General features: G+C 40.5%; 17 protein-coding genes. 12 read left to right on the forward strand and 5 right to left on the reverse strand.

What is annotated here, in order from left to right; translation table 11 throughout:
• Window positions 1-259 precede the first annotated feature (259 nt).
• The 3 genes from F895_RS08395 to F895_RS08385 all read left to right on the forward strand — a co-directional run bounded on the left by F895_RS08395 (window position 260) and on the right by F895_RS08385 (window position 4,148).
• A complete protein-coding gene (locus F895_RS08395) occupies window positions 260-1,777 on the forward strand; it encodes a hypothetical protein (protein ID WP_005241768.1) in 1,518 nt (505 codons plus the stop codon).
• A gap of 144 nt (window positions 1,778-1,921) precedes the next feature.
• Window positions 1,922-3,409 carry an alkaline phosphatase gene (gene phoA / locus F895_RS08390; protein ID WP_005241769.1) on the forward strand — a complete coding sequence of 496 codons (1,488 nt, stop codon included), beginning with the start codon at window positions 1,922-1,924 and terminating at the stop codon, window positions 3,407-3,409.
• Window positions 3,410-3,536: 127 nt separating this feature from the next.
• Window positions 3,537-4,148, forward strand: a complete 612-nt coding sequence (locus F895_RS08385) for a CDP-alcohol phosphatidyltransferase family protein (protein WP_005241770.1) — start codon at window positions 3,537-3,539, stop codon at window positions 4,146-4,148.
• Between the two features lie 17 nt (window positions 4,149-4,165).
• Here F895_RS08385 and F895_RS08380 read toward each other — a convergent pair whose 3' ends face one another.
• Complete coding sequence (locus F895_RS08380) at window positions 4,166-4,861, reverse strand: M48 family metallopeptidase (protein WP_005241771.1); 696 nt, start codon at window positions 4,859-4,861, stop codon at window positions 4,166-4,168.
• Entirely contained in the window at window positions 4,861-5,532 is a 672-nt protein-coding gene (rpiA, locus tag F895_RS08375; RefSeq protein WP_005241772.1) for a ribose-5-phosphate isomerase RpiA, read from the reverse strand. The genes F895_RS08380 and rpiA overlap by 1 nt, the downstream gene beginning before the upstream one ends.
• Window positions 5,533-5,635: 103 nt before the next feature.
• Here rpiA and ilvA point away from each other — a divergent pair, with 103 nt between their 5' ends.
• From ilvA to F895_RS08360, 3 genes are all read left to right on the forward strand, one after another.
• Window positions 5,636-7,174 (forward strand): threonine ammonia-lyase, biosynthetic, encoded by a 1,539-nt coding sequence (ilvA, locus tag F895_RS08370; RefSeq protein ID WP_005241773.1) that lies wholly within the window; start codon window positions 5,636-5,638, stop codon window positions 7,172-7,174.
• A gap of 157 nt (window positions 7,175-7,331) precedes the next feature.
• A complete protein-coding gene (locus F895_RS08365) occupies window positions 7,332-7,982 on the forward strand; it encodes a potassium channel family protein (RefSeq protein ID WP_005241774.1) in 651 nt (216 codons plus the stop codon).
• Window position 7,983: 1 nt separating this feature from the next.
• Complete coding sequence (locus tag F895_RS08360) at window positions 7,984-9,321, forward strand: TrkH family potassium uptake protein (RefSeq protein ID WP_005241775.1); 1,338 nt, start codon at window positions 7,984-7,986, stop codon at window positions 9,319-9,321.
• Here the strand turns inward: F895_RS08360 and F895_RS08355 are convergent.
• Genes F895_RS08355 through F895_RS08345 form a run of 3 tightly spaced genes read right to left on the reverse strand, consistent with a single transcriptional unit; the run spans window position 9,309 to window position 13,969 of the window.
• On the reverse strand, window positions 9,309-9,836 hold the full coding sequence (locus tag F895_RS08355; protein WP_005241781.1) for a cysteine peptidase family C39 domain-containing protein: 528 nt from the start codon (window positions 9,834-9,836) through the stop codon (window positions 9,309-9,311). The two genes, F895_RS08360 and F895_RS08355, sit on opposite strands and share 13 nt — an antisense overlap.
• Window positions 9,837-11,006, reverse strand: a complete 1,170-nt coding sequence (locus tag F895_RS08350) for a phospholipase A (protein ID WP_005241783.1) — start codon at window positions 11,004-11,006, stop codon at window positions 9,837-9,839.
• A gap of 23 nt (window positions 11,007-11,029) precedes the next feature.
• Window positions 11,030-13,969 (reverse strand): insulinase family protein, encoded by a 2,940-nt coding sequence (locus F895_RS08345; protein ID WP_005241785.1) that lies wholly within the window; start codon window positions 13,967-13,969, stop codon window positions 11,030-11,032.
• Between the two features lie 529 nt (window positions 13,970-14,498).
• Here F895_RS08345 and F895_RS08340 point away from each other — a divergent pair.
• The 6 genes from F895_RS08340 to cydB all read left to right on the forward strand — a co-directional run bounded on the left by F895_RS08340 (window position 14,499) and on the right by cydB (window position 19,932).
• Entirely contained in the window at window positions 14,499-15,512 is a 1,014-nt protein-coding gene (locus F895_RS08340; RefSeq protein ID WP_005241792.1) for an adenosine kinase, read from the forward strand.
• Window positions 15,513-15,528: 16 nt separating this feature from the next.
• A complete protein-coding gene (locus tag F895_RS08335; protein WP_010590022.1) occupies window positions 15,529-15,834 on the forward strand; it encodes a Rieske (2Fe-2S) protein in 306 nt (101 codons plus the stop codon).
• Between the two features lie 22 nt (window positions 15,835-15,856).
• Window positions 15,857-16,468 (forward strand): OB-fold-containig protein, encoded by a 612-nt coding sequence (locus F895_RS08330; protein ID WP_010590023.1) that lies wholly within the window; start codon window positions 15,857-15,859, stop codon window positions 16,466-16,468.
• A gap of 553 nt (window positions 16,469-17,021) precedes the next feature.
• Complete coding sequence (gene cydP, locus F895_RS08325) at window positions 17,022-17,213, forward strand: cytochrome oxidase putative small subunit CydP (protein ID WP_004806751.1); 192 nt, start codon at window positions 17,022-17,024, stop codon at window positions 17,211-17,213.
• A complete protein-coding gene (locus F895_RS08320; RefSeq protein ID WP_005241807.1) occupies window positions 17,213-18,790 on the forward strand; it encodes a cytochrome ubiquinol oxidase subunit I in 1,578 nt (525 codons plus the stop codon). Before cydP ends, F895_RS08320 begins: the two co-directional genes overlap by 1 nt.
• The gene (gene cydB / locus F895_RS08315; protein ID WP_005241809.1) at window positions 18,787-19,932 is read left to right on the forward strand and encodes a cytochrome d ubiquinol oxidase subunit II; all 1,146 of its coding nucleotides are present in this window, start codon (window positions 18,787-18,789) and stop codon (window positions 19,930-19,932) included. The genes F895_RS08320 and cydB overlap by 4 nt, the downstream gene beginning before the upstream one ends.
• Window positions 19,933-19,946: the final 14 nt, after the last annotated feature.

The raw sequence follows: 19,946 nt of genomic DNA on the forward strand, positions 1-19,946 counted from the left end.
CGTTCATTTAGGTAAATAGTATGGCAGTTTGCCGAATTTTACACAATCTTCAAGTGCCTAACTTTTAAGAAAATAAAAATGTTATCTAGCCACATTAATCAGCCATAAGCCGACACATGAAGATCAATAACTACATTATATTTGAAGTGATTTTACCATTGGTCAAGAAATACTATTGAATCATTTCACTATTCGAATAGAATAAAAAAATTGCGGTAATAATAAATTTCATGGATGCAAAATTTTTTGGAGAGCTGGAATGCCTTCTTTGATGTCAAAACAAAGATTACATCATCATATCTGCTTAGGACTAAGCACCCTTCTACTCAGCTCTGCGTTAATTGGCTGTGGAAGTGGTGAAAGTAGTGCAAAAGTAGAAACAACACCAACAGTTACTGAACCCAAACCCAAAAGCTTCAATATCATTGCTGCAGTTGAAATGCGAGATGTTGTGCTTAGAATCTTTGATAATTTTGATAATACTCTTGTTCTGGAACAAAACTTAAGTACAACGTCAGACATTAATATCACTCTACCGCGTGTTCTAAATAAAGAACGGTTATACCGCATTGAGATCTCAACGACTCCGAATTCATTGGTGTTCGACTTTCAAAATAGTCAATATCAAAATGTTTCTATGACATTGCATAGTCTGGTTGAAGTCAATACCAATAGTCTTACGCAAACGATTTATATTAATCCAGGTTCAGAAGCAATTTATCAACGTGCCTTGGTTCGTTCTGGCTCTCTGCCAACAGATATCAATATCAACCCAACAAAAGTGAGTGCTTCTCAATTAAATCTGGCCACTGCCGATGTAAATTCAGCTTTAACTAGTGCGTTTTATCAATTAGATATCCCAAATCTAAGCTCTTCCTCTGTTCTAAAAATATTTTCCCCCCAAGATGCCACATTAAACCTGAATTCATACGTGAACACCTATCTCAGTTTTGGTTTTATTCAGCAATGGGCAAATCTTTATCCCAACAATAACTTTGCTGAATTTACCAAAAATCTGGCAGTAGATTTAAGAGACGGTTATCTTGATGCGAAAAAATTACGCGGCGATCAAAGTACGCTTACGTCATTAGTCACTGCAACTCCGGACAATATTGATCCCTCCAAGAACAATCTCTTATTCATTGCCGCAAATCAGAAAAATGCCAGAGACACTTTTGCTGCTTCATTAAAACAGGCAGTATTACAACTGGCCGATAGTTATCGTCAAGCAGCCTTAAACCCACAAGGTTATAGCTTCCTGCAACAAAAATCCTATGCTGGTAATGGCCCTATAAATAATACGGCAGATGCTTTCCGCGTTGTTGGTGCTGGTGATTACCGCCGTGCTGTTGGATTCACTGATACAACTGAAACATGCAATGGCTCTATTTACCCGTGTAAACAAGGTATTACAGGAATTAATATTGTCAGTGCTAGCTTACCATCCATTGAATATTTGATTGGCAATTACAAAGACCCAAACAGTAACTGTCAACTTAATATCCGTGGTGATGGCCAGTTAGAGTTAGTAAAAGATGGGCAAACTTTTAGCTCAAAACTGGATGGTGATAGTACAGATAACTTGTTACAGGTTGATAAAGCCAATTCTGAATATTTATTAAATAGTAGCTCAACACAACCCAACAACAGTACGCTTCAGTACAATTTCATTCAATTAAGAATCAAGCAGAATCAAGTCCTCAGTGCAAGCGCAGGCTTGGATAGCCGTAAAGCCCCAGATCAACTCCAGACAACTCAATTACAGTGTAATTTCTAATATCTACACGTTATTCAGGCTATGGAAGCTATGCTTCATAGCCTGAATGAGCAATAAATTAAAGAAATTCAAAATATAATTTTAACCAAAATTTCACATTTAATTATTACTATCATTTTCAACTATTTTTCAAGTTGAAATCACGTGAAATTTAAACTATTACTTTTACCTGCTGTTATTTCTCTCTTGGTCGCTTGCGGCAATGATAACGACTCTTCTTCTAACCAATCATCTCAACCAACACCACAACCGCCTCCAACCACAGAGCTGCCAACACCATCACCCAATACACAACTTGGTGAATTACTTGAAGCTGGCGCCAGTGGGGATATCCGTCAATTTGGTGGTGCAACCCGTTTAAAGAAAGAGCGAACACAAGCAATGAAAGATTCTTTAAGCGACAAAACTGTAAAAAATATCATTTTATTTATTGGAGATGGGACGAGCGATTCAGAAATCACTGCTGCACGTAATTATGCGGAAGGTGCGGCTGGTTATTTTAAAGGCTTAGATGTATTACCATTCACAGGGAGTTATACAACCTATGCACTCGATAAAAATGGCAATATTGATTATGTAACAGATTCAGCCGCTTCTGCAACAGCATGGGCTTCAGGGATTAAAACCTATAATAATGCGCTCGGTTTAGATATCTACAAAAAGCATCATGCTACAATTTTAGAACTGGCCAAAAAAGCAGGATTAGCAACAGGTAATGTCACGACAACTGAATTGCAGGATGCCACACCTGCTGCTTTAGTTGCTCACATCAGTTCACGTAAATGCTATGGTCCAAATGAAACCTCAGCAAATTGTACCGATAGTGCGCTTGAAAATGGCGGTCTCGGTTCAATTACCGAACAACTTTTATCAGCCCGTGCAGATGTAACTTTAGGCGGTGGTAGAAAAAGTTTTTATCAAGTTGCTAAAGCAGGCCCTTTCCAAGGCAAAACATTACTTGAACGTGCCAAATTAGAAAACTATCGGATTGTTGAAGACCTTAACTCACTTAAAGCAGTCAATTTTGCTGATCAAAACCAACCTCTTCTAGGTTTATTTGCTGACGGTAATCTCCCTGTCATTTGGAGTGGCCCGAACACACAACTGAATGGTCATAAAAAAGAAGCGGAAAGCTGTAGAGACAATACTGCATTTACCACTTCAACTCCTCGTTTAGCACAAATGACCGAGAAAGCGCTTGAGCTCCTAAAACCCAATCCCAAAGGCTTCTTCTTACAAGTTGAAAGTGGTTCAATTGATAAACGGAACCATGCAGCAGATCCGTGTGGCCAAATTGGTGAAACTGTACAGCTGGATGAGGCTATTCAAGTTGCACTTAAATTCGCCAAAGCGTATGGTGACACCTTGATTATTGTTACTGGTGATCATGCACATACCAGCCAGATCATTCCAATTAAAGGTGAGAGCCCAGGTCAAACAGCAGCATTAAAAACCAAAGATGGTGTTGCAATGGCAATCAATTATGGCACAGCACCAGAAGGTTCAAGTCAACATCATACTGGATCCCAAGTGCGTATTGCTGCTTATGGACCTCGTGCTGCTAATGTATCAGGATTACTTGATCAAACAGATTTGTTCTTCATCATGAAAGATGCTTTAGGTATTCAATAATATTGAACATGTCTTTGAACAACAGCCTCTCGTTAGGCTGTTGTTTTTTATATAATATGTTACTTTTAGTCTTATTAATTATTATCGCCTGCTATACTTTCAGCACATCTTTTATGCTGCTTATTTAATGCCTTTAAAACATCAAATCCCGACTTTACTTATCTATTCCAGATTGGTGCTGGGTTTTCTTATTGTTGCTGTCACCCTACTTCAGCCTAACTTCTATGCTATTTTTACCGTGATCTTTCTGACGCTCGGACTGCTGAGTGATATTTTTGATGGCATCATTGCCAGACGCCTAGGCATATCAAGCGAAGAATTACGCCGATTAGACTCTAACATTGACCAAGTTTTTTTTATTTGTGCAATTGCTTCAATTTATTTACAACAACCCGATTTTTTTAAACAATATTTCTGGCCCATCATTATTCTGACGCTATTTGAAGTTGCAATTTACCTTGTGAGTTTTATTAAGTTCCGTAAAGAAGTGGCCACCCATAGCCTCGGCGCAAAAATTTGGACCTTATTTCTCTTCGCTTTGTTGGTACAAGTCACGCTCACAGGACAAGGCCAAATTTTATTCTGGATCGTTTTTTGGTTAGGTGTTTTAACGCGAACTGAAATCATTGCCATCATTCTAGTCCTCAAACAATGGCAAAATGATGTTCCTAGCCTCAAACAAGCTTTACGTATCAGAAAAGGTTTAAGCGTCCAGCAGAATCGTCTTTTTAATGGTTAAACCATTTATATAGAACATTAATCTTTTTTAAAGTACCAAGCAGGCAATTGAATTTGTTTTAACTGCTTTCGATGCGCAAGATAACAGGGATCATGCTTTTCAACTTCACCCCAGAAAGCTGCACTATGATCAAAATGTTTGGTATGCGCTAACTCATGCACACAAACAGATCGTACAATATGTTCAGGCATAAGCACCAATGCAGCATTTAACATGATGTCGTGTTTGCAACTACAACTACCCCAACGCGTTTTCGGTCTCCGGATATTGCATTGCTGATATGACAGGCTGATTTGCTGACTCACTTGAGTCAAATATTCAGGTAAGAACTGCTTTGCATAAGCCAAGACAGCTGCCTGCAAAGCCTGCTCTGGCTGCGCATCTTTGATCCAGACCAGATGCTGATCAAAATCAAATTTAAACAGAGGCCGCTGCTGTTGCAGGATAATTTGGAAAGGTTGCGAATGGAAAAATAGCGCTAATTGTTCAGGAAATACTGCAACCTGATTTAATTGCTGTTGTTGTTTAGCCCATGTCTCGACCAACCATTGTTCTGATTGATGCAAAAATTGCTGAATCTGTCGTTTACTACAGAATAAAGGAACGGTTAAACGAATACCTGTCGGCTCGACACGCAAGCGCAAATTTCTTGCTCTTGCATGCCGAACGACTTTAATGTCAGGTAATCGCGTTTCCAATGAAACAGATTGCATTACTGCGGTGTACGTTCTTCAATACCACTGTCAGTTGCAACAACTGCAATTGTTGCTGGATTCAATGCAAAAATACCATTGGTCACAACACCAGGAATATTATTCAAGGTTCTTTCTAGTTCAAGTGCATTTAAAATATTTAAATTAAAAACATCTAAAATCACATTGCCATTATCAGTCAACACACCTTCGCGATAAACTGGGTCACCACCTAAAGCCACAATCTTACGTGCTACTGCAGAACGTGCCATAGGAATCACTTCAACAGGAAGCGGAAAATCACGTCCTAATTGATCAACCCATTTTGAGTCATCCACGATACAGACGAATTTTTTCGCAATAGATGCAACAATTTTTTCACGGGTTAAGGCAGCACCACCACCTTTAATCATATGCATATGGCGATCGATTTCATCTGCACCATCTACATAAGCATCCAAGCCACCGACCGAGTTCATATCTACAACTTCGATACCCAACTTCTTTAAACGCTCAGCAGTTGCATTTGAACTGGCTACAGCCGCTTCTAATTGCAATTCAGGCAATAAATCAATTAAAAAATTAACGGTACTTCCTGTTCCTACGCCCAAAATGCCGCCTTTAGGCAAATGTTTCAAAGCTGCTTTGGCGGCAGCTTGTTTTTTTTCATCTTGGCTTGCATATAGACTCATGACTTCACTCAACTATTTTGACATTTGCTATAAAAAACAGCGCAAATGTACAGGGGTTTGCTACAATGATTGTCTATTTTAAACTGTTATAGGGAAGAAGAACATGCTGTCTCGTGTGGTACGACAAATTTTACAAGCAACGGTTTATGATGTTGCAATTGAAACACCGCTTGAAGCAGCTCCACGAATTAGTCAAAGAATTAATAATAACATTCGATTTAAGCGTGAAGATTTACAACCTGTATTCTCTTTTAAGCTACGCGGTGCGTACAACCGCATTAGCCAACTTCCTAAAGATCAACTCGAGCGTGGTGTAATTTGTGCATCTGCGGGTAACCATGCACAAGGCGTTGCATTATCTGGGAAGAAACTGGGTATTCACGCTATTATTGTGATGCCAAGCACGACACCGGACATTAAAGTCCAAGCGGTGAAAAGCTTGGGTGGTCAAGTGGTACTGCATGGCGATAGCTTCGATGTTGCCAACAAATATGCGAAACAACGTGCCGAAGATGAAGGTTTGGTTTTTATTCCGCCTTATGACGATGAATTGGTTATTGCAGGTCAAGGAACCATCGCCAATGAATTAATCCGTCAATGGCGCGATGTTGAATACGTTTTTGTTGCCGTTGGTGGTGGAGGTCTGATCGCAGGCGTCGCAGCGTATTTGGGTGAAGTGGCTCCACATGTAAAAGTGATTGGAGTTGAATACGAAGAATCTGCTTGTTTAAAAGCAGCACTTGAAGTCAATGAACGTGTCGTGTTACAGCATGTCGGTTTATTTGCAGATGGTACCGCAGTCGCACAAATTGGCGAATTACCTTTCGACATCATTCGCTTACGTAAATCAGATAATTCAGGCCCTATTGTTGATCCTGAGATCGTCACCGTCAATACCGATGAAATCTGTGCAGCGATCAAAGACACCTTTGATGAAAATCGCAGTATCGTTGAACCATCAGGTGCGATGGCCTTGGCTGGGATCAAAAAATATGTCGCTGAGCATCAAGTAACAGGCAAAAATATGGTGTCCATTGTTTGTGGCGCCAACATGAACTTTGACCGCCTACGTTATATTGCGGAGCGTACTGAGCTTGGTGAACGTCGTGAAGCCATTTATGCAGTGACAATTCCTGAGCAAAAAGGTGCTTTCTTAAACTTCTGTCGAGCACTTCAAGGTCGCAATATTACAGAATTTAACTATCGCGCCAGTCATAGTAACCTTGCACAAGTCTTTGTCGGGATTAGTCTCAAAGGTGGTGAAACCGAACGTCATGAAATTCATGAAATACTGAAACAACAATATGAAGTAGATGATCTCTCTGATGATGAAGTCGCCAAACTGCATATTCGCTACCTCATTGGTGGTCATGCCAATATTGAAAATGAGCGTTTGTTCCGTGTTGAGTTCCCTGAACGTCCAGGTGCACTGCTTACTTTCTTGGAACGCTTAGGCCCTACTCACAATATTACCCTGTTCCATTACCGCAATCATGGTGCAGCTGAAGGTCGCGTTCTGGTCGGACTAGAAGCAACTGATGCGAAACAGAATCCAGATGGTTTGGTCGAAACCTTGGAGAAAATCACCTATCCATATGCTGAGATCAGCGACAATACTGGATATCGACGCTTTCTTAAGTAAAATACGATAAAATAAAGCCGATGAAGATGTCGGCTTTATTTTTAATTGATGATTTTGATGTTCTCCATACTGCTGCAAACAAAATCATTACAAATAGAAAATTATTACAACTTAAAATGGATAAAAACAGATTTTTATCATTTAGTTAAGGACAGTTATGGCACAGTTTGCAGTCATTGGTTTAGGTAGTTTTGGGGCAACTGTTGCATTGGAACTCACCAAACTTAATCATGACGTCATTGGACTTGATACCCTCAAACGCAATGTCGAAAATTTGGCCGATCGGATTACCCATGCAGTAATTGCCGATGCCACCGATGAACATGTTTTGGAAGAACTGAATATCCAGAATTGTGATGCAGTTGTGGTTGCCATTGGTGAAGATATTGAAGCCAGTATTCTATGTGTTTTAAATCTAAAAAATCTTGGCGTTGAAAAAATTTTGGTCAAAGCCAAGACCAAGGCTCATCACACCATCCTTTCTCATTTAAATGTCAGTAAAATTATACATCCTGAAGAAGATATGGGCGTTCGTGTAGCGCAAGCCTTAAATTATCCAATGGTGAGTCGTTATATGGCACTGGATGATGATCACTATATTGTAAAAGTCCCTGTTAATGAAAAACTCAACCAAGTCAATTTATCAGGCATCTTAAAACAAGAACCGAATATCAAATTGTTATTACTCAAGAGAGATCAACAGATTCTCTATGAAACAGATGCCAATTTCACGCTAAAAACGGATGATGTTCTGATTCTAGAAGGCTCTCTCAGTCATCTTAGAAAACTTTCAGGATGCTTTGTATAATATGGCATTTAAAATAAACCCCCAGAAGACATTTAACCTAAGCCCACCTTCTTTGCTCGCGATTGGTTTTTTGAGTTTTATTATTATTGGTACAATTTTACTTAAACTTCCCATCGCAAATAAAGGCAATGTCAGCTGGATGGATGCTCTGTTTACAGCTACTTCAGCTGTAACTATTACTGGTTTATCCGTAGTAAACCTGAATGATTCTTTCAATCATTTTGGACAATTCATTATTTTATTACTGATTCAGTCGGGTGGCTTGGGCTTTATGACCTTTGCCATTTTAGCTGCACTAAGTTTAGCCCCCAAATTGGGTCTGAAACAGCAAATGATGGCCCAAGATAGCCTAGGACAAACCAGCCTGTCTAAAGTTACTTTTGTTGCCAAAGGCGTAGTACTCTATACCCTGTTCTTTGAACTGATTGGGGTCATTATTCTGACCGCCTCCTTTGCCCCTATCTATGGTTTTGCTCGAGGATTGTACTATGCCGTCTTTTATAGTGTCTCGGCCTTCAATAACGCTGGGTTTTCATTATTTGAAAACAGCCTCATCAGCTTTCAAAGTCATTATCTGATTTGTTTAACCATCAGCATTCTATACACATTGGGCGGGATTGGCTTTTTAGTCTTGATCGATGTAAAACAAAATAAGCGTTGGAGCAAACTGACACCAAACAGTAAATTAATCCTGAGTACTATCGCAATTTTAAATCTGGTTGCTTTTGTACTGATCTGGCTTTTGGAGTCAAACAACCCTCTCACACTCGGCTCAATGAGTTTAGGCGAACAGGCAATGAATGCCTGGTTTCAAGCCACCGTACCACGCTCTTCAGGATTTAATACCATCGACACTGGTTCGATGGAACACAGTACTGCCTTACTGACCATGCTTTTGATGTTTATTGGTGGTGGATCTCTCAGTACTGCTGGCGGGATTAAGGTTGGTACTTTCGTCATTTTATTGCTGTGTGTAATTTCTTTTTTAAGGCGCAATGAAGAAATTCGTATTTTTAATCACTCCGTCTCTCAAGAAACGACATATAAAGCACTTGCTGTTGCAGCGATTACCGGTATGTTGGTCTTTGTAGGTTGCTTTATTCTTTTTCTGCTTGAACCCAAGCTCGATGTACTCGATCTGATGTTTGAAGTGGTGTCTGCTGCCTGTACAGTTGGCCTGTCACGTGGCGTAACAGGCCAACTGCATGACGGTAGCTTATTTGTCCTGAGCCTACTAATGTTTACAGGTCGATTAGGACCACTGACACTGGCCTATTTAATTGCGACCCCCAAAAAGAGTCGCTTAAAACATGCCAATGCCAATATTCAAATCGGATGATGATCTAGCGGTTGCTCAATCACTATCGCTTGTCGACAAATACCTTCGGCTTGGCGTTGCTGCTCAAACTGGGCTTTAGACATCACATCAAAATGATCACAGAAACTAATCTCCTGTTTATCAATTGAATAAATCAGAGATTGGTTTCCAATGCCCTGTAAAGTGTCATAAAACACAATAACAAAGTTACCCTCTTCAAAAGCCTGCTGAATTCCGGCATAACCTAAAGCAGCATTCACCGGAATCTGCAAAGCTTGTGCATCGAGATAACTCTGCTTTTCATTTTCATCAATATAGGGATCGGGATCTGTATAAAAAGACACATTAAAGCCCAGTCTTTTCAACGCCACAGCCAAAGCAATGGTAAAGGTTCCCTCTTTTCGATCATGGCGACATAGTTGGATCAGGTCAGCAATATCAATATGGCTATGATATTGCTTTAAGATTAACCACGTTGCAAATACCCCACAATTTGCTTCAAGCTGTAATAAAGGTTCTGGAATATTTAAACTCATTTAGTACCAATTCATTAATGAGACACCTAAGCCGACATAGGTTGCTCGGTGGTTATAATCAATCAGACTTTCGCCATAGCCATCAAATATTTGTAAATGACCACGCAATTTATCTTTAATAGGAAAAGCCCAGTCAAACTGCACTGCACCATGCGAACGATCGCCACCTTTTAATGAATGGCGCAGCATCAAGGAAAAGTCGTTATCACCTTTACGATAGAATGCAGTTAAATCACCACGACCAATATAATCCTTAATATCTGGATTATTATCATCTTTGGCTTCTTCCTCTATGCGGTACCAAGGGCGAACCATCAAGGCAAAATTATCTTTCTCGAAGCCTAGATTAAAAATCACTCGGTTCCAGCTACGAGAGAGTGGATCTGAACGTCCATTAGATTGATGGTTCAATGTCACACCAAGCAAACGTGCATTCAGACCTAAAATTTCATAATTGGTTCTAAACATCAAACTTGCTTCAGGCTCATAATTAGTCTCACGGAACGGGCGAGATTCTTTCGAATTATACACCTGCCAACGTGAAGACTGAGTATAACCCAACCAAAGATCACCATTGTCACCAAAGATATTTTCCCAAGCTTTGGTCTTAAACGAAAGCTGAAATTTAGCCTCACTTGAGGTGAGATCCTGCTTTTGTTTTACCGTGTTTTCAGGATTTGGACTACTTGGAAACTCATTTTTATCGCTAGTCCAAAATACTGGCAGCAAGTAAACTGGTTGATACGCACGGATATTCCAGACACCCAGTTTACTCTCCTCTGAAAGCTCCCAACGACGATCTAACAAAGACACATTCGGATCAAATTTAGGTGCTGCCCCTAAAATATTTAAATCACTGACCTTTTGCACCACTTTATCTTTAAAAGACTCAGGCTTGGCTTTTTCATTTGCTTCAGCCGCAGGCATCGCTGCTGCAAGCATAGGTGCAGCATCCGTCTGCACTTGTGTTGGGATAATGGTCGGTGCTTTAAAAAGACTATCATAACAAGCCAAACGTTCAGCATTTGCTGCCAGAGCTACACACGCATCTACGGTGGCTGGACTTGTTGGTGCTGTTGATTGCGCATGTGCTAACGCTGTCGTTAAAGAGCCGAGTATCGCGAGGATACTCAGCTCCAAATGACTACGTTCAAAAGACTTGAACGCCATACATTTCTCCGATTTTTATTTTATTAATTAACTTGCTGGATATTAAATCCAAGTTTCTGCAATTCTTCACGTTTCGCAAATGGCGCAACCACTGCTTTTACAGGTTTTTGAGCCAATAAATATTGCTTCGCCACACGCTGTATATCCTCTAGGTTGACGTTCAATAAACGTTCACGCAAAATTTTACGGAATTTCGGCGTGCGTGAATGCAACAATGCATAACATGCGGTAATTGCTTCCCCTGCCGGTGAACCTGGCTTATCCATACTTGCAACCAAACCAAGAATTGCTTCTTCTAATTGATGTGGTTGTTGTTCAGTATTTAATAACCACTGTACACTGGCTTCAAAATCATTAAATGTTTCCGCTAAACGTGGATCACGGTAGCTGTAGAAACGGAATGAACACGCATTTCCATCATAACTTGCGCCACCACCATAAGCACCACCTTTTTCACGAATGGCACTATGTAAAAAACCATTACGCAAGTAAGCCGCCAATACCATCAAGGGAGCTGCATCTGGATGTGCAACATCAACCGCTTGATAAGCAGAAGAACAGAATTGAACATTGGCCTGAATCAACCATGCTTCATCGTCATTGGTATTGACTTGATCCACTTGTGTCAAAGTCACAGGAGCTTGATCAACTGCTAACTTATCCCAGACATTTTGGACTTCTTCAACCAAACGATCCGATTGATGCTCTTCACACACCAACAAGAACTGTTTTGGCGCTTGCATTAACTTGCGGTGAATCGCCTGTAATTCAGTAATCAATGCTTGATAAGCTGTATCATCTTGATCAATCTTGTTCACCAAGTCTGTAAGCCAATTTAGCGCACCTAAACCTGTATTATGATAATCACGGCGAGCCAATGCACTCATTTGACGAGATGCAGCCTGCATGGCATAGCTATGACCAGAACCGGATAAACGTGACTGCCAACGGGTCTTACGTTGTTGTAACAACTCGATAATACGATCTTTTTCATCAAAACGAAGCTGCTCAAAAGCAAGTTTAAGCAGTTGAATTGCATCCAACTTTTGTGTCAAAGATTTCGTTGTTAAGGTTAACCATGCACTGATACGGTCTTTATCATCCACCTTACTGCGTAAAGATGCTCCCATACCCAGACCACCGCTGACAGCCGTTTGGATTTGTTGCAATTGAAGATAGTCGTATTCACCAGCACCTACTTCGCCCATCAGAATTGAAAGCAAATTAAAGTAAGGCGATTGTACGATTTCATCAGGAATCTGAATCAGCACCTGTTGATAGTAAATCCCATTGGTACCCGCATGATAAAGATTCAACGGCGTATCTAAACCATTGCAGATAATTTCGCGCAATTGCCCTTGTACAATCTGCAATTCTGCAGGGATATCTTCCAAACCGACTTTTGGTAACAACTCAAGATCGTCTGGCGTATCTTGACGCTTTTTCAAAGCTTCTGTTTTTTCCTGAATTTCAACTTTCTGAAGCTCAGTCAAATTGGCGGTAATCTCAGCCAAACGCGCCTGCTCAGCTTGCTGTTCTTTGACTGATTTGGTTGCATCTGGCACCAAAGTCATTTGCACACGATGCGGGTTATCCAATAAATGTGTTTGAATTAAATTGGACAACCACATTGGGTCTTTGAGTTCTTCTTTAACTTGCTCAATCGCAGAGTCAACATCCCAAACATGAATTGGATCATTATGATGGATGGCACTGCCTAAACCGTTCAAGATCAGGCTCAGACCATACGGTGTACCATCACCATTAATTTCACGTTGATGCAATTCGATCTGATGAAGAATCGCATCCACCAGATCGGTATCAACTGGTTTAGCTGCAACGTCTGTTAAAATGCTTAAAACACCTTGTTTAAAGGTATCGGCATGTTCTGCATTTGAACCTTGTACACCACAATAGAAAGTCATTTCAAAGTTGCTGTCATCAACCCCCATCAGTGGGCCTGTTGATTGTGCATAACCACAGGTTTCTAAATACTGGCGTAAAGGTGAAGCAGAGTTTTCCAATAAAATACCTTCAACCAGACGCATACCTAAGCGTAGTTTAATATCACTGGTTTCTGGCAATAACCAAGACATCACATGATAGGTTTTATCTTTTAGGTCTTCGCTATCCACTGCATAGCTTTCCGTCACTTCCACGGGTGCTGTCAAACGCTTTTCTGGCGTTGAGTACAAGGTTGTACCTTGTGAGAATTTATGTAGAGCTAATCTTTCAAATTGCTCTTGCAGATCATAAGCACTCTGATTACCGAAAGTCATAAACACCGCATTACTTGGATGATAATGGGTTTTATAAAAGTCGACGAGTTGTTCATAACTTAAATCAGGAATGTCTTTTGGATCGCCACCAGAATTATAGTGATAGGTCGTCTCAGGGAATAAATGATGCGCCAACTGGTGATACAACTGATCTGTTGGGGAGCTCATCGCGCCCTTCATTTCATTGAACACCACCCCTTTGTAAACGGCTTGATCGTTTTCCAGTTCAATACGAATACCTTCTTGCGCAAAATCCAGAGGATTCAAATTTGCGGCAAAAGCGGCATCTAGATACACCGACAATAGGTTCTGAAAGTCTTTTTTATTCTGCGTTGCAAATGGATACGCCGTCCAGTCTGCTGCCGTAAAAGCATTCATAAACGTATTTAAAGAACGACGAATCATTAAAAAGAAGGGATCACGTACCGGGAACTTTTCAGAACCACATAGCGCCGTGTGCTCTAAAATATGTGCAGTTCCTTTTGAATCCATAGGTTGGGTTCTAAAAGCCACCAAGAACACATTTTCGTCATGGCTTGTGGCTAAGTGGTAGTGAACTGCACCAGTCACTTTGTGCTTATATTCTAAAACTTGAATATCGAGTGCTTCTACATGGTGTTGACGTAATAGCTGAAACGCGGGATGAGTTGTTTGGGTAATGCTTTCAGTAACATCTACAGTCATGTGATCTCCAATTTGTCTCTATTAAATTCATTACAATTGATTATAGAGAGTCTACCGAAGAATACGTATCGATATCCATGTAAATTACTCTATTTTTGTAGAAAAAAGCAGCGCCCAAGCCCAAACAGTGTTTTAGCAAATTTTATAGAAATTACTGCGCACTAGCACAAAGGCCGATTCCCCGACTGTGATAAAAATGAGCCATCTATATCGTATCCGTGAATCAGTTCATCACACCAAAAATAAATCTGTGCTATTGTTCGTTCCAATCGAATAAACACATGCCAGCGCTTTTACAGCGCTACACTAGATGGAACTTGAAGCGGCATATCTTAAATTGTGAATATCGAATCAGAATATCAATTTGCGTAAGAATTCCAGACTTCTTTTAATTTTAATTAGATATTGCTCCGCGACATTACCTCATTTCAAGATTGTGCAACGGTTTGCTGAATTTTCTTCAACAACCTACTGTAATCCGTAGCATTCGTGTAAACTTTACTTTTTGATTTTTACTGTGATGACAAACATGGCAACTGTTGATCTTTTTGCAATTGGTAATGCACTCATTGACCAAGAATTTAAGGTTTCAAATGAGTTTTTAACGCAACAGGCGTTGCAAAAAGGCACGATGCAGTTGGCCGATGGTGAAACACAGGCAAATCTATATCAAAAATTACAAGCAACTCAAACTTATAAAGGCCAGGCCAGCGGCGGTTCAGCAGCCAATACTACCGTTGCTTTTAGTGCATTGGGTGGTACTGCATTTTATGGCTGTCGCGTGGGTAATGATGAACTTGGTAGAATTTACCTAGACGGCTTAAACGAAGCAGGCATCAGCACCACAACTCAATCGATTAGTGAAGGTGTAACAGGCACCTGTATGGTTCTGATCAGTCCAGATTCAGAACGCACCATGCAAACTTACCTCGGTATTACTGCTGAATTATCGACTGAACAGATTGATCTTGAGCCGCTTAAAACTGCAAAATGGCTGTATATCGAAGGTTATTTATCAACTAGCGATACCGCACGTGTTGCGGTTAAACAAGCACGTGAACTTGCAAAAGCACAGGGTGTAAAAATTGCCTTATCGCTGTCTGACCCAGCCATGGTGCAATATGCACGGCAAGGTCTGGAAGAACTTCTAGATGACGGTGTTGACTTGTTATTCTGTAATGAACAAGAAGCGTTGATGTTTACTGAAACAGATAACCTTGAAGCTTCGATTGCACGTCTAAGCTTAAAAAACAAACAAGTGGTCATTACGCAAGGCGCTAAAGGTGCTGTAATTGTAGATGGTGCACACCACTTCCACGTTAATGGCCGTGCTGTTGAAGCAGTCGACACCAATGGCGCAGGTGATGCATTTTCAGGTGCATTCTTATATGCAATGAATGCAGGTTTAAGCTTGGAAGCTGCGGCACAACTTGCTATTTTGATCTCAAGCGAGGTCGTTGCTCAGTATGGACCACGTTTAAGTGTAGAGAACTACGCTAAACTTTTCGAACAATTCCAAAAAGCTCAGCAGGAATGTGCGTAATATGGAAAAGATTTGCATGACCGAGGAAGTCCCTGAACGTGAGTCTCGTGCATACGACACCATGAAAGGAACCACGATTTTCATTACTCAAAAAGATGGCAACTTCTATGCCTATCAGAATGTTTGCCCACATTTGCAAACTGAACTTGAATATTTAGAAAATCAATTCTTAGACCAAGACCGAGAATACATTCAGTGCTCTACTCACGGCGCGCTGTTTTCAGTCGAAACAGGCGAATGTATTTCTGGACCATGTTTGGGTGAATTTCTTGAAAAAGTAAATTTGGAAGTCCACTCAGATGGTGGTATCTATATTGATTAACACCTAGATCATGAATTCTGCAATGACTGAATTTTTCCTCAATTATTACCTTATGCCATTTCATATGAGTGTTGTGGCTTTAATTGTGCTCAGCATTGCAGAAACCATCGGAATTGTGATTGGTTTACGGCCCAGCCATTTGGTGAAAAAGCTGACGCCTGAATGGTTACTTAATTCTCCGTTGCTTGACGTCAAATTTTCTAAATATCTCATCTTTGTATTCCTATTAATCAACTTTAGTTTTGCGGGTTATTTTTTAGAGCTCTCATTCTTTGCTTTACAACACTATTTCATTTCACCTTATTATTTATTTGTTCCTGCTTTAATCATCGATATTTTCTTTACCGTATTTATGATTCATTGCCTGGATCAGGTAATTAAGCCTAAAGTCATTCATACCCATACTAATTTGGTTGGCCGTTTAGCCACTATTTCGACTGGCAATGCACGTCCAGGATTTTCAGCACAAGCACGTGTCCGTGATGAGTTTGGACAGCTGTATTATGTACAAGTCGAGCCAGAATACGGCGAGCTCGAATTACAATCACAAGTGTTGTTGATTAGTCAAAAATCGAACTCACATTATCTCGCAAAGAAAATCTCGCTTTCAAATAATCTGTTTACACCAGACTAAATTTTCACTCAAAAAGCTCTTTTCTGCATTAAAAACCCAGAAAATTACATTTTGTTACAAATGTATGGGGTAAAAGTTTTGAATTAGGCTCTTCCCTTCTTCTGGTTTTTATGATCTCACTGGCACCAAAAGCACGACAGTGAAATCCATCACATTTTTTAAAATAATCTTTAGCTATACACTAGGTTTTACCATGACTTCATTCTAAAAATTATTTAATCGTGAAAGTAAATTTATAACCCACTGTATATATTATAAATTTTATATTCATACCATTTTAGTTGGTTTAACATTTTTTTAATTCACTATAAACCATATCTTTTTAATCGGATATAAAAATGCAAATACAACTGTTTTAATCAGATTTTAAAATTAATTCCTATTATTTTAGTTGGATAAAATATTTATTTTAAAATATTTAAAATAACAAACATAAATAATTGATAAATAACAACTAAATCAATAATTATTATTTTAAAACCCTAAAGGTTTATTTTTAATGAATTTTATTTAATAATGTTTTACATCTTCTTTAAATATGAGGCTGGGTTCAATGAACACGAGTTCTCAAGATCCAAATCGGCGGCTCATCAGAGAAATCACGATTATTCTTATTATTAAAGTTGTCCTTCTCTTGGTGATTAAACACATCTGGTTTGATGCGCCAACGATTCCAAAAGATTTTAACAATGAAGTTGCCGAGCGTATTGCTGGTGACATGTCCAAAACTCAGGAGACACGTTGATGATTTCTGAAAGCGTGGTCGATCTTTCGCGGTTCCAATTTGCAATGACCGCAATGTATCACTTTCTTTTCGTCCCTCTAACTTTAGGTCTGGCTTTTATTCTTGCCATTATGGAAACCACCTATGTGATTTCTGGTAAAGAAATCTATAAAGACATGACCAAATTCTGGGGGAAACTCTTCGGGATTAACTTTGCCCTAGGTGTAACCACTGGTTTAACCATGGAATTCCAGTTTGGTACCAACTGGGCCTATTATTCCCACTATGTAGGCGATATTTTCGGGGCGCCACTTGCCATTGAAGGTTTGATGGCCTTCTTCCTTGAATCAACCTTTATCGGTTTGTTCTTCTTTGGGTGGGATCGCCTATCTAAAGTCCAACATTTAGGCGTGACGTGGTTAGTCGCAATTGGTTCGAATATGTCTGCCTTGTGGATTCTGATCGCAAACGGTTGGATGCAAAACCCAGTTGGTGCTGCATTTAACTACGAAACCATGCGTATGGAACTGGTTGATTTCGGTGCATTGATCTTCAACCCTGTTGCTCAGGTGAAGTTTGTGCATACGGTTTCTGCGGGTTATGTCACAGGTGCGATCTTCGTTCTTGCGATCTCAAGCTACTATCTACTAAAGAAACGTGACTTACCGTTTGCGCGTCGTTCATTCGCAATTGCTGCCATCTTCGGTTTAGCTTCAACACTTTCTGTGATTTTGCTTGGTGATGAATCTGGTTATGAACTCGGTGATGTTCAAAAAACCAAACTTGCTGCAATCGAAGCTGAATGGCATACCGAACCTGCGCCTGCTGCATTTACCTTATTTGGTCTCCCAAATCAGCAGGAAATGCGCACCGATTATGCAATTAAGATTCCTTATGTGATGGGGATTATTGCAACGCGTTCTACAGACAAAGAAGTGACCGGTTTACGCGACTTGATGAAAGAACATGAAGTGCGTATCCGTAACGGTATGGTGGCTTATAGCGAGTTAGAAAAACTTCGTGCGGGCGACCGTTCTCCAGACTTATTGGCTTCATTTGAGAAAAATCAAAAAGACTTAGGTTATGGCCTACTCTTGAAAAAATATTCTCCAAATGTGGTTGATGCAACTGAAGAACATATTCAGGCGGCAACTAAAGACACCATTCCAAATGTAGCGGCTCTATTCTTCTCATTCCGTGCAATGGTGGCTTCTGGCTTCCTGATGTTATTGCTATTCCTTCTTGCAACATGGTCAGTGGCAAAACGTAATGCCGAAGATAAACCTTGGTTACTCAAATTTGCTTTGTTTGCTCTCCCACTCCCATGGATTGCAGCTCAAACAGGTTGGTATGTGGCTGAAGGTGGTCGTCAACCGTGGTCAATTGGTGAAATCTTACCAACACATTTGTCTGCTTCAAGTGTGAGTACAGGCGATGTATGGGGTTCAATCATTGCATTAGCTGCGTTCTATACCGTGCTACTGATTATCGAAATGTACTTAATGATCAAATTTGCGCGTTTAGGTCCAAGCTCGTTACATACTGGTAAATATCACTTCGAAAAACTAGAAGCAAAAGCTGGGGAGGCTCAGTCATGATCGAATATGAACTCCTAAAAATTATCTGGTGGGTATTGGTCGGTGTTCTACTGATTGGCTTTGCCCTCACCGATGGTTTCGATATGGGCTCAATGGCACTGATGCCATTCGTGGGTAAAACTGATTCTGAACGCCGTGCTGCAATCAATACGATTGCACCGCACTGGGACGGCAACCAAGTTTGGTTCATTACCGCTGGTGGTGCTTTATTTGCAGCTTGGCCAATGGTCTATGCGGTTGCTTTCTCCGGAATGTACTGGGCCTTGCTACTGGTTTTATTTGCCCTGTTCCTGCGACCCGTCGGATTTGACTATCGCTCCAAGTTAGAGAATACCCAATGGCGTACTTCTTGGGACTGGGGACTATGTATCGGTGGCGCTGTTCCTGCACTGGTGTTTGGCGTAGCCTTTGGTAACTTGTTCCTCGGTGTACCCTTTAGCTTAGACGACACGTTACGTTCGCAATATACAGGTAGCTTCTTTGCACTCTTAAATCCGTTTGCACTGATTTGCGGTCTTGTTAGCCTATCAATGTTATGTGCACATGGTGGTGCTTGGCTGATGCTGCGTACCGATGGCAATTTGCATAACCGTTCTGCCAAAGCTACACAGATCATGGCAATCGTGTTCCTTGTGTGCTTCTTGGCTGCGGGTGCATGGTTAGCCTTTGGCAATATCTCCGGTTATAGCTATGCCACTGCGGTCAATACCAATGCTGCGCTTAACCCACTGGCGAAAGATGTGGTGACCAATGCCAATCATGGTTGGTTAAATAACTATGCAACTTATCCGATTACGATGGCGGCACCTATTGTTGCAATTTTAGGTGCGCTACTGGTCATCATTAGTGCAGGCAAACATAAAGCGGCTGCAAGCTTTACAGGTACAAGCTTAATGATTGTCGGTGCAATCCTGACTGCAGGTTTTGCATTATTCCCATTCTTATTACCATCAAGCATTGACCCAACCTCAAGCTTGACCATGTGGGATGCTGTTTCTAGTCATAAAACCCTTGGTGTAATGACCGTTGCTGCATGTATCTTCGTTCCACTCATTTTGATCTACACCTCTTGGTCGTATTACAAAATGTGGGGTGTCATCACCAACAAACATATTGAAGAAAATTCACATAGTTTGTATTAATCAGGAGATATAAC

The sequence above is a fragment of the Acinetobacter sp. CIP 64.2 genome, from assembly GCF_000369645.1.
GTDB lineage: Bacteria > Pseudomonadota > Gammaproteobacteria > Pseudomonadales > Moraxellaceae > Acinetobacter.

Bases quoted from the DNA above. Each gene is read 5' to 3' on its own strand.
- F895_RS08395 (WP_005241768.1), top strand. From the start codon at position 260: ATGCCTTCTTTGATGTCAAAACAAAGATTACATCATCATATCTGCTTA.
- F895_RS08385 (WP_005241770.1), top strand. From the start codon at position 3,537: ATGCCTTTAAAACATCAAATCCCGACTTTACTTATCTATTCCAGATTG.
- F895_RS08380 (WP_005241771.1), bottom strand. From the start codon at position 4,861: ATGCAATCTGTTTCATTGGAAACGCGATTACCTGACATTAAAGTCGTT.
- rpiA (WP_005241772.1), bottom strand. From the start codon at position 5,532: ATGAGTCTATATGCAAGCCAAGATGAAAAAAAACAAGCTGCCGCCAAA.
- ilvA (WP_005241773.1), top strand. From the start codon at position 5,636: ATGCTGTCTCGTGTGGTACGACAAATTTTACAAGCAACGGTTTATGAT.
- F895_RS08365 (WP_005241774.1), top strand. From the start codon at position 7,332: ATGGCACAGTTTGCAGTCATTGGTTTAGGTAGTTTTGGGGCAACTGTT.
- F895_RS08360 (WP_005241775.1), top strand. From the start codon at position 7,984: ATGGCATTTAAAATAAACCCCCAGAAGACATTTAACCTAAGCCCACCT.
- F895_RS08355 (WP_005241781.1), bottom strand. From the start codon at position 9,836: ATGAGTTTAAATATTCCAGAACCTTTATTACAGCTTGAAGCAAATTGT.
- F895_RS08350 (WP_005241783.1), bottom strand. From the start codon at position 11,006: ATGGCGTTCAAGTCTTTTGAACGTAGTCATTTGGAGCTGAGTATCCTC.
- F895_RS08345 (WP_005241785.1), bottom strand. From the start codon at position 13,969: ATGACTGTAGATGTTACTGAAAGCATTACCCAAACAACTCATCCCGCG.
- F895_RS08340 (WP_005241792.1), top strand. From the start codon at position 14,499: ATGGCAACTGTTGATCTTTTTGCAATTGGTAATGCACTCATTGACCAA.
- F895_RS08335 (WP_010590022.1), top strand. From the start codon at position 15,529: ATGACCGAGGAAGTCCCTGAACGTGAGTCTCGTGCATACGACACCATG.
- F895_RS08330 (WP_010590023.1), top strand. From the start codon at position 15,857: ATGACTGAATTTTTCCTCAATTATTACCTTATGCCATTTCATATGAGT.
- cydP (WP_004806751.1), top strand. From the start codon at position 17,022: ATGAACACGAGTTCTCAAGATCCAAATCGGCGGCTCATCAGAGAAATC.
- F895_RS08320 (WP_005241807.1), top strand. From the start codon at position 17,213: ATGATTTCTGAAAGCGTGGTCGATCTTTCGCGGTTCCAATTTGCAATG.
- cydB (WP_005241809.1), top strand. From the start codon at position 18,787: ATGATCGAATATGAACTCCTAAAAATTATCTGGTGGGTATTGGTCGGT.